This window comes from Streptomyces sp. NPDC048389 (genome assembly GCF_040706335.1).
Lineage (GTDB): Bacteria > Actinomycetota > Actinomycetes > Streptomycetales > Streptomycetaceae > Streptomyces.
This window is the reverse complement of the sequence record NZ_JBEZKP010000021.1, coordinates 92,805-101,857: the sequence shown is the minus strand read 5'-3', so window position 1 is coordinate 101,857 and position 9,053 is coordinate 92,805. Positions and strand designations below refer to the sequence as shown.

General features: G+C 70.5%; 10 protein-coding genes and 1 pseudogene. 10 read left to right on the top strand and 1 reads right to left on the bottom strand.

Translation table 11 applies throughout. The annotated features are described in order from the left end of the window. Nucleotides 1-105: 105 nt before the first annotated feature. The 10 genes and pseudogenes from AB0903_RS17335 to AB0903_RS17290 all read left to right on the top strand — a co-directional run. Nucleotides 106-660: pseudogene (locus tag AB0903_RS17335) on the top strand (hypothetical protein); the annotation flags it as partial. Between the two features lie 332 nt (nucleotides 661-992). After that, the gene (locus tag AB0903_RS17330; RefSeq protein ID WP_366703562.1) at nucleotides 993-1,724 is read left to right on the top strand and encodes a hypothetical protein; all 732 of its coding nucleotides are present in this window, start codon (nucleotides 993-995) and stop codon (nucleotides 1,722-1,724) included. 48 nt (nucleotides 1,725-1,772) lie between these two features. Then, on the top strand, nucleotides 1,773-2,489 hold the full coding sequence (locus tag AB0903_RS17325) for a ParB/Srx family N-terminal domain-containing protein (RefSeq protein ID WP_366703560.1): 717 nt from the start codon (nucleotides 1,773-1,775) through the stop codon (nucleotides 2,487-2,489). Then, complete coding sequence (locus tag AB0903_RS17320; RefSeq protein ID WP_189714903.1) at nucleotides 2,486-3,421, top strand: hypothetical protein; 936 nt, start codon at nucleotides 2,486-2,488, stop codon at nucleotides 3,419-3,421. The genes AB0903_RS17325 and AB0903_RS17320 overlap by 4 nt, the downstream gene beginning before the upstream one ends. Then, a complete protein-coding gene (locus AB0903_RS17315) occupies nucleotides 3,418-3,864 on the top strand; it encodes a hypothetical protein (RefSeq protein ID WP_366703558.1) in 447 nt (148 codons plus the stop codon). The genes AB0903_RS17320 and AB0903_RS17315 overlap by 4 nt, the downstream gene beginning before the upstream one ends. Then, on the top strand, nucleotides 3,864-4,295 hold the full coding sequence (locus tag AB0903_RS17310; RefSeq protein ID WP_366703556.1) for a 6-carboxytetrahydropterin synthase: 432 nt from the start codon (nucleotides 3,864-3,866) through the stop codon (nucleotides 4,293-4,295). The genes AB0903_RS17315 and AB0903_RS17310 overlap by 1 nt, the downstream gene beginning before the upstream one ends. Then, nucleotides 4,292-5,017: a 7-carboxy-7-deazaguanine synthase QueE gene (locus AB0903_RS17305; protein WP_366703554.1), complete on the top strand. Its 726-nt coding sequence runs from the start codon at nucleotides 4,292-4,294 to the stop codon at nucleotides 5,015-5,017. The genes AB0903_RS17310 and AB0903_RS17305 overlap by 4 nt, the downstream gene beginning before the upstream one ends. Before the next feature lie 2 nt (nucleotides 5,018-5,019). Next, entirely contained in the window at nucleotides 5,020-5,628 is a 609-nt protein-coding gene (folE, locus tag AB0903_RS17300) for a GTP cyclohydrolase I (protein WP_366703552.1), read from the top strand. A gap of 48 nt (nucleotides 5,629-5,676) precedes the next feature. Continuing rightward, nucleotides 5,677-6,111, top strand: coding sequence for a hypothetical protein (locus AB0903_RS17295; RefSeq protein ID WP_366703550.1), 435 nt, complete (start codon nucleotides 5,677-5,679; stop codon nucleotides 6,109-6,111). After that, nucleotides 6,098-7,741 carry a hypothetical protein gene (locus AB0903_RS17290; RefSeq protein ID WP_366703548.1) on the top strand — a complete coding sequence of 548 codons (1,644 nt, stop codon included), beginning with the start codon at nucleotides 6,098-6,100 and terminating at the stop codon, nucleotides 7,739-7,741. Before AB0903_RS17295 ends, AB0903_RS17290 begins: the two co-directional genes overlap by 14 nt. 5 nt (nucleotides 7,742-7,746) lie before the next feature. Here AB0903_RS17290 and AB0903_RS17285 read toward each other — a convergent pair whose 3' ends face one another. Then, nucleotides 7,747-8,994: a PIN domain-containing protein gene (locus AB0903_RS17285; protein WP_366703546.1), complete on the bottom strand. Its 1,248-nt coding sequence runs from the start codon at nucleotides 8,992-8,994 to the stop codon at nucleotides 7,747-7,749. Between the last annotated feature and the right edge of the window lie 59 nt (nucleotides 8,995-9,053).

Sequence of the window (9,053 nt, the reverse complement as noted above, 5' to 3'; positions counted from 1 at the left end):
ACCGTACGTTTGAGACTCAGGGGAGTGCAAGAGACTTTGACGTTCCCTTGCTCTCGGGCTGCCTCAAAGAGACACATAAACTAAGCAAGGACTACACAGGCTTGCTACGCGCGGAATGGCACCTATAACTTCCCCGGGGTCATCGACCGCCACCAGGCGAATCTGGCCTATGTGCTGGACGACCTGCCCGGGTGGCAGCGGCAGATGGCCGTCGAGCTCGCGCACCCGCGCCACCGGGGCGGCTGGATCCGCATTCACGACGCCGGCGACTTCTTCAGCGACCACTACCTATCCGCCTGGCTGCGTCTGATCGCGTTCCGCCCGGCCGTGAACTTCTACGCCTACACGAAGGAGGTGAGCCGCTTCCGTCGCCTCGTGGAGCCAGCGCCGCCCCGGAACTTCCGTTGGGTGTTCAGTTACGGGGGCCTGGAGGACCACCTGATCCGGCCCGGCGACCGCGTCGCGGACGTCTTCCCGGATGAGGCCGCCATCCTGTCCGCTGGCTACCACTCCCAGGACGCGAGCGACCTCCTGGCCGTCCTCGGCCCGGCGCCGGTCGGCATCCCGGCGAACAACATTCCCCAGTTCAAGCGGCGTATGGGTGACCGGTCCTTCCGTCAGTGGCAGGCCGAGCGCGACGCGAGGCGCCGAGGCCGCTGACTCCCGACCGTCCGGAGATGTTTTCCAGTCACGCCCCTATTGCTGTGGCTGAAACTGGTGCCATGCTGAACACGCACCGCCCGAGCCTCCCCCCGGCCGGGCAGGTGTACCGGCCTCGCCGTGCCTGACCAGCACGCGGGGCCGCGCCGCCTCCCGGTCCTCCCCACGGGAGGCCAGGCGCATGTCCGGCCCCGGCCCGTCGATGGGTTCCGCTTGTCGATGTGAAAGTGATCAACTCCCTTTCTGATCAGTGGAGATAGTCACACCAGGAGGCCGGTCCGCCCCTCCGCTTATCCTCTTGCGCTGCCATCACGCGACGAGGGGACCAGGGCATGTCACAGGCCACGTACCAGGGGACGGCACTCGTGCCGCTCGCCGACCTCACCCCGTTCCCCGGCAACGCCAAACGCGGCGACGTCGCCACCATCCTCGCCAGCCTGCGCCGCCACGGGCAGTACCGCTCCCTGGTCGTCCAGCACATCGAGCAGGGGCCCGACGTCGGCGTCGACCTGTCCAACCCCCGTACGCACGCGCCTCGCCGGCGCCTCGTCGTCCTCGCCGGCAACCACACCATGGCCGCCCTCGCGGAGCACGGCCCCGGCGACTGCCGACGCACCTTCCACGACCACGGCGAGCAACACCCCTGCGGCATCTGCGGAAACGACCCTGCATGGGAGCCGGCCGCCCGCTGCGAGCTGGTCGCGTGCGACGAGGACACCGCCCGCCGCATCAACCTCGTGGACAACCGCGCGGCCGACCTGGGCGGCTACGACGCGGACGCCCTGGCCGAGCTGCTGTCCTTCCTGGGCGACGACTACGCGGCCACCGGCTACCAGGAAGCCGACGTGCTGCGCCTGCTCGCGCCGCCCCCGTCGCTGGAGGAGCTGGCCGACACCTACCGGCACCCGGAGGACGAGGACATGTGGCCCGTCCTGCGCTTCACCGTCCCCCCGGAGGCCCGGGACGACTTCTACGACCTCACCGCCACCTGCTCCAACCCCAACGACGACGCCACCCGGTTCCGCTACCTGCTGGACCGCGCCCGCGCCACCCCCACCCCGTGAGAGCCCGCGTCCTCGAGTCCGCCCACTACCAGTAGGAAAGAGCCCCGCATGACCGCACAGGCCACCTACGTCCGCACCGCCGACGTCGCCCTGGACGAGCTGACCCCGTTCCCCGGCAACGCCAAACGGGGCAACGTCGACACCATCCTGGAAAGCCTCCGCAGGAACGGGCAGTACCGCTCCCTGGTCGTGCGGGAGATCCCCGACGGCCCGCTGATTGTCCTGGCCGGCAACCACACCATGCAGGCCCTCGGGGCGCACGGCGCCGGCGACTGCGGCAAGACCGTCAAGACCAGCAGCAGCACCAGGCCGTGCGGCATCTGCCAGAACGACCCGACATGGCAGCCCGGCGCCCGCTGCGAGATCGTCCAGTGCGACGAGGACACCGCCCGCCGCATCAACATCGTGGACAACCGCGCCGCCGACCTGGGCGGCTACGACTACGAGGCCCTGTCCGAACTCCTCGCCGGCCTGGACGACCTGGACGGCACCGGCTACACCCCGCGCGACGTCGAGGACATCACCGCGCTGCTCACCGCACCCCCGGACGAGCTCACCGAACTCTCCGACCACCACGGCGAGCCCAACGAAGACATCTTCCGCCCCAAGATCAGCATGACCGTGGACGCGGAGACCTTCGACCGGTGGCGCCTCGCGCTTGACGCCCACCCCGGCAAGGACGACGAGGCCAAGCTCGACGGCCTGCTGGACGAGATCGAGAGCACCCGGGCCGCGGCCGCCACAGCAGCGGAGGCCGGGGCGTGAGCGTCCACCTCGGCGGCCTGGACCAGGACTTCAAGGCCCTGACCTCCTTCGCGTTCTGGCGCACGAAGGACATGCGCGACTTCACCAACAAGCTGGCCACCCCGGTCAACATGATCTTCGGGGACTCCGGCGCCCACTCCGCGCGCACCATGGGCATCCACCTGACCCTGGAGGACTACGCCGCCTGGTGCCAGAAGTGGGACACCCAGCTCACCCTGTACGCCAACCTGGACGTCATCGGCGGCCCGGAGGCCACGTGGCGCAACCAGAAGGAACTGGAGCTCGTCCACGGCCTGGAGCCCATCCCCGTCTTCCACACCGGCGACCCATGGGAATGGCTGGAGCGCTACCTGGACGAGGGCTACACCTACATCGCCCTCGGCAAGCTCCTGGGCAACCCCGTCAACGAGGTCCTGCCGTGGATCGCGAAAGCCTTCAAGATCGCTGACGGCCGGGCGGTCTTCCACGGCTTCGGCATGACCGTGTGGCGAGCGCTGCGGGAGTTCCCGTTCTACAGCGTGGACTCCTCCACCTGGGGCTCCGGCTTCCGCTTCGGCGTGATCAAGCTGTTCGACCCAGCGAACGGCTCCTGGACCAACCTGATGATGCGCGACCGGGACGCCCTGCTCAAACACCGGGAGCTGGTCCGCGCCCACCACATCAGCCCGATGAGCCTCGCCACCCGGGCCACCTACAACCGCACCGACGCCACCGTGCTCGCGGCCGTCGCGTGGCGCCGCGCGGAGGAGTACATCCGCGCCCGCCACGGCCCCATCACCATCCCGCCCGGACCACACAACCCCGTCACCCGGGGCGGACCCCGGCAGGCACCCCCCGGCCTCCACCTGTACCTCGCCGAGGCCACCACCACGAATCTCTACCGAGCCGCGGCCGGCATCCAGGCCGCCCGACAGGAGGCCAGCACCTCATGACCGACACCCCCACCACCCCGCCGCCTGTCGACGGGCCGGCCCTCATCCGCACCGTGGACGTCGGCCCCTTCGCGATCTACTTCACCAACGTCAACAAGGCCATGGGCCTGCGTGCCCACTCCCACACCGGGTCCGTCACCGTCGTCTACGACACGATCGGCCGCCACGGCTACCCCTCCTTCGCCGTGACGAACGCCGCGCTGGAGCGCCGGATCCACGAGCTGACCCGCCGGGTGTTCAAGGACGCCACCAACGAGGACATCGCGGACCGCCTGTTCGCCCACCTGGACGGCTACGTGGCCCCGGAGTGGGAGCCCTGGGGCGGCCAGTACCGGCTGCGCGCCGTCCACCTGGACGTTATCGGCGTCCACGACGACATCGGCCATGACAACTCCACCACCCGCTACACCGTCGCCCGCCCGCACGAGCAGGGAGCCCAGTAATGCCGCACTCCGTGAGCGTCCGCCACAACTTCGAGACCGGCCACCGCCTGCCGCACCTGCCGGGGAAGTGCCAGAGCCTCCACGGCCACTCCTGGTGGGCCGAGGTCACCGCCGAGGCCCCTTCCCTCGCCGGGGGCCTGGTCGTGGAGTTCGGCCCGTTCAAGCAGCAGCTCCGCCGCTGGATCGACCAGCACCTGGACCACGGCCTCATGCTGGGCCCGGACGACCCGATGCTGCCCGTGCTCCAGCAGTACGGCATGAAGATCCACCAGGTGCCCGGCTGGCCCACCGTCGAGAACGTCGCCGGCCTCATCGCGCGCGTGGCCGAGGACGCCCTCCAGGAGCTGGTGCGCGCCCCCGGCGCCCGCGTCACCCGCGTCCGCGTCTCCGAGACCCACGTCAACGCCGCCACCTGGACGGCCGCCCTGTGACTGCCGTGACCCTGGACCTCGCCGACACCCTCGTCGTCCGGGAGGTGTTCGGGCCCACCGTCCAAGGAGAAGGGCCATCGACCGGCCGGCGGTGCGCGTTCGTACGCCTCGGCGGCTGCAACCTCACCTGTGACTGGTGCGACACCCCGGAGAGCTGGGACGCCTCACGCTTCGACCTGCGCGCGGCCCTCACCCGCCGCACCGTCGAGGACATCGTCACCCGGGCCCTGGAGGGTAACCCCGCCATGGTCGTCATCACGGGCGGGGAACCCCTGCTCCACCAGCAGCAGGACGGATGGCGCTCCCTCCTCGGGACCCTCGTCGCGGCCGGAACGGAGGTGGAGGTCGAGACCAACGGCACCCAGACGCCCACCGAGCACACCGCGCGCTGGGTCACCCGCTTCAACGTGTCGCCCAAGCTCGCCCACGCCGGCGACCCGGCTGCCAAGCGCATCCGCCCCGAGGCCCTGCGCGCGCTCCACGTCACGGGGAAGGCCGCGTTCAAGTTCGTGTGCCAGAGCCCGGCCGACCTCCGCGAGGTCAAGGAGTTCACCACCGCCCACGCCCTCGACCCCGCCCGGGTGTGGGTCATGCCCGAAGGCACCGACACCCCCACCCTGTGCGCCCGCCTGGCCGAGCTCGCCGACCCGGCCATCGCCGCCGGATTCAACATCACCACCCGGCTCCACGTGCACGCGTGGGGCGACGAGAAGGGACGCTGATCATGACCGCCACGACCACCGCCGAGCTGTACGCGGGCAACCCCGCCATCGCGCGCGCCGCCTACGTGGACGGCGTCCGCGCGTGGCTCGCCGGCCGCGGCCTCGACCCGGACAGTCCCGCCCTCGTGGACACCCCGGCCCGCATCCTGCGCGCCCTGGAGGAGATGACCGCCGGCTACGACGAAGACCCGGCCGTCCACCTCGCCCGCACCTTCCCCGTGGACCACGACGGCGGCCCCATCGTCGTCACCGGCGTGCCGTTCACCAGCCTCTGTGAGCACCACATGCTGGTCTTCACCGGGCACGCGGACATCGCCTACCAGCCCCACCCCGGCGACCCCGTGGCCGGCCTGTCCAAGCTCCCGCGCGTCCTGGACGTCTACGCCCGACGCCTCCAGACACAGGAACAGCTCACCCAGCAGGTCACCACCGCCCTGGACACCCACCTGTCCCCGGCCGGAGCCGCGTGCATCATCCGCTCCGAACACGGCTGCCTGGCCACCCGAGGCGCCCGCAAGCCCGGCTCCGTCATGGTCACCGCCTCCTACACCGGCGTCTTCCGCGACGACCCCACCGCGCGCGACGAGCTCCACCGCCTCATGGCCCGCTGACCGGGCGGACGTGCGAACCAATAGCGACATGCGAACGGAGGTCACCCGGTGAGCGCCAGCAAGGCCAAACGCGCCCAGGTCGCGGAGCGCCGGAAGAACGCCATTCAGATGGTGCTCGCCGGCCTGGACTACGAGACGATCGCGGAGCGGCTCGGGTACGCGTCCCGGGGCGCAGCGCACACGGACGTGGACCGGGCACTTCGGGCCAACCTCGCGGACCTCAAGACGGAGGCCGGGACGCTGCGGGAGGTCCAGGCACGCCGCTATCACCGGCTGTTGGCCGCCGTGTGGCCCAAGGCACTGAAAGGCGACCTCAGGGCCGTGGAGACGGCCGCCAAGCTGACGGACCGGGTGGTCAAGCTGTACGGCCTCGCGGAGCCGGACAAACTCGACCTGGACGTCACCGGGCAGGTCACCGCCGAGGACCTGATGGAGATCATCCGCAACGCCCCGGCGGGTGACGACGGCGATGCTGACGCGTGACGCCGAGGCCGCGTACCGGCGGCTCTCCCGCGCGGACCGTATCCGGCTCGCTCGGGGGGCGTCGGCGGAGCTGCGCCCCCACCTCGCCGCCCTGGAGCGCCGCGTCCAGGCACAGGAGCGGTACATGTACCGTCCGGCGGTCTGGGCGCGGGAGGTCATCGACTGGCAAGGCGGGGAAGGCATCACCGCCTACCAGGGCGACATCATGGAGGCCCTGGCCGAGTACCGTCGCGTCGCGGCACGCGGACCGCACGGTCTGGGCAAGACCGGCATGGCGAGCATGGTCGTGCTCTGGTTCGCGACCACGAGGGACGCGGCCGGGGTGGACTGGAAGGTCCTCACCACCGCGAGCGCGTGGCGTCACCTGTCCGTCTACCTATGGCCGGAGATCCACAAGTGGGCCCGCCGCATCCGGTGGGACGTCCTGGGCCGGCCGCCGTTCAACGACCTGACCGAGCTGCTGACCCAGAACCTCAAGCTGGAGCACGGCGCCGCGTCCCCGGTGGCCTCCAACAAGGCCGAGCTGATCGAGGGCGCGCACGCCGATAGCCTGCTGTACCTGATCGATGAGGCCAAGATCGTCCCGGACGCGACGTGGGACGCCATCGAGGGCGCGTTCTCCGGTGGTCGTATGGACGGCTTTCCCGAGGCGTTCGCCCTCGCGATCTCCACCCCAGGGCCGACGACGGGGCGGTTCTACGACATCCACCGGCGTGCCCCGGGACTCGAGGACTGGTACACCCGGCACGTCACCCTCGCGGAGGCCGTCGCCGCCGGCCGTATCAGCGAGGACTGGGCGAGGCAGCGCGCCCGGCAGTGGGGCGAGGACTCCGCCCTGTACGCGAACCGCGTGCTGGGGGAGTTCCGGGCAGCGGACGAGGACAGCGTCATCCCGCTCGCCTGGCTGGAGGCGGCCGTCGAGCGCTGGCAGGCATGGGACGCGGCTGGCCGCCCGGAGGTGGAGGGCCGGCGCATCCTCGGCGTGGACGTCGCCCGGTCCGGCGCGGACTCCACCGTGTTCGTCCACCGCCGCGGCCTCCTCGTCGCGGAGCTGGTCGCGTACGACCGGCAGGACACCATGCAGACCACCGCCCGCGTCCAGGCCGCCGTGGGCGAGGACGACGAGGAGGGGACCGGCCTGGTGCCCGTGGTCGACTCCATCGGCGTCGGTGGCGGCGTGGTGGACCGCCTCCGCGAGCTCGGCGTGCCCGTCCTCGCGTACACGGGCGCAGCGAAGACCAAGCAGCGCACCAGGGACGGGGAGTGGGGGTTCACCAACGTACGGTCCGCCGCCTACTGGCGGATGCGGGAACTCCTCGACCCCGCGTTCGGCGCGGAGCTGATGCTGCCGCCGGACGACTTGCTGCTCTCCGACCTCACCACCCCCACGTGGGACGTGACGACGGGCGTGCCGCCGAAGATCCAGGTGGAGCGGAAGGAGGACGTCGTCGCCCGGCTCGGCCGCTCCCCGGACCGGGGTGACGCCGTCGTGATGTCCTTCTGGGCCGAGAGCCTGGCGTACTCCACCATCCAGTCCCCGGCGCAGCGCACCGGCCGGCCCACGGCCGCGGCCTCCCGGTACGGGCGCAGCTTCGGCGGTAGTACGGCCAGCGGGGGAGGGCGCCGATAGTGCCCCTACTCCTCGCCCTGGGGCTCCTCCATCGACAGCTTGGGCAGGGCCTCCGCCATCCTCTGACCCTCACGAGCGAACTCGAGGAGCGCCGCCTCCATCCTCGTGAGATCGGGGGTGAGCTGGGTGAGCTGGGTGAGGCCCCGCAGGAAGCTCTCGAAATGCGGACTGGCGGCCATCCGGTCGAAGGCCTTCGCGGCCAGCAGGGCGTCCTCCGGGCTCAAGGCGGCTTCCGGCACCTTGAGGATGTCCTCGGGCGCGATGGAGGCGGGGGGCTTGGAGTCCAGGACCGTCAGGGCCTTGTCTGCCGTCGGGCTCAACAGGATCCGGGTCTCCCAGGCGTACGCCACGGGCTCGTCTACGTGTGCCAGGTGGCTCTCCGCGAGCAGCCACCGCACCGACGCCGTGAACCAGTGGTGGCCGCCGACCTCTCGACCGCTCACCCTCAGCACCTTGTCCAGCGCCACCGCCGTGGGCTTCCAAGACGGCGACCCGTACGGGACCAGCCTGGGCAAACCCGATTCTGTTGTGAGGCGCGAGCCGCGGACCAGGTGGTAGCGCTTGGCGGCGGTCCTGGCGGCCTGCAAGACCGTCGTGCGGACGTCCTCAGTGTTGAGCAGTGCCTGAACGTCCTCGACGCGGGCGTCCAACTCCGTGGCGAACTTGGTCAGGACACCGTCGAGCGACGTGAACAGGAAGAACCGATGCTCCATGCCGTGGATGTCCCTGTCCATCGGCTCGGGGAAGGACGTGCCGTCACCGAAGTCCTCCGTGTTGTTGCTGACGAAGTACACCACCTCGTCGGGGTGGGCCCGCGCGTACTCGACTGCCGTCAGCCAGATCGCGGCGTCCCGAGCACCGGTCTTGTTCTTGCCGCTGTTGACGGTCTTGCACGGCGCGATCAGGTTCGTCTCCCGGAACATGGCCTGCTGGTATGCCTCGGGGGACGTCTCGATGACGTCCGTGATGGAGGAGTACCGCTCTCGCCAGTGCTTGCGTACGTGCTCGGCCGGCCACCTCTTGGGGTGGGCGATGTGCGCCCAGGGCGTGGCCTTCCGCAGCTGGTCCACAGCTGCCATGGCCGAGTCGTGCTTGTCGCGGTAGGCCAGGGCCTGCTGGGCAGCGATCTCCTCGACTGCGATCCATGGGGCTGCCACGCGCTCGACACCCACAGCTCGGATGGCGCGGAGTACGTCGGCGGCGGGATCGCGCAGCGAGGTCGACTTGAGGATGTTCGCGTCCAGGATGATCAAGGGGTGTGGCTCCGTCTTCCTCGGCTCCGAGTCGTACGGGCACACCCTCTCAACTTCTG

Bases quoted from the DNA above. Each gene is read 5' to 3' on its own strand.
- AB0903_RS17310 (WP_366703556.1), top strand. From the start codon at position 3,864: ATGCCGCACTCCGTGAGCGTCCGCCACAACTTCGAGACCGGCCACCGC.
- AB0903_RS17290 (WP_366703548.1), top strand. From the start codon at position 6,098: ATGCTGACGCGTGACGCCGAGGCCGCGTACCGGCGGCTCTCCCGCGCG.
- folE (WP_366703552.1), top strand. From the start codon at position 5,020: ATGACCGCCACGACCACCGCCGAGCTGTACGCGGGCAACCCCGCCATC.
- AB0903_RS17325 (WP_366703560.1), top strand. From the start codon at position 1,773: ATGACCGCACAGGCCACCTACGTCCGCACCGCCGACGTCGCCCTGGAC.
- AB0903_RS17315 (WP_366703558.1), top strand. From the start codon at position 3,418: ATGACCGACACCCCCACCACCCCGCCGCCTGTCGACGGGCCGGCCCTC.
- AB0903_RS17330 (WP_366703562.1), top strand. From the start codon at position 993: ATGTCACAGGCCACGTACCAGGGGACGGCACTCGTGCCGCTCGCCGAC.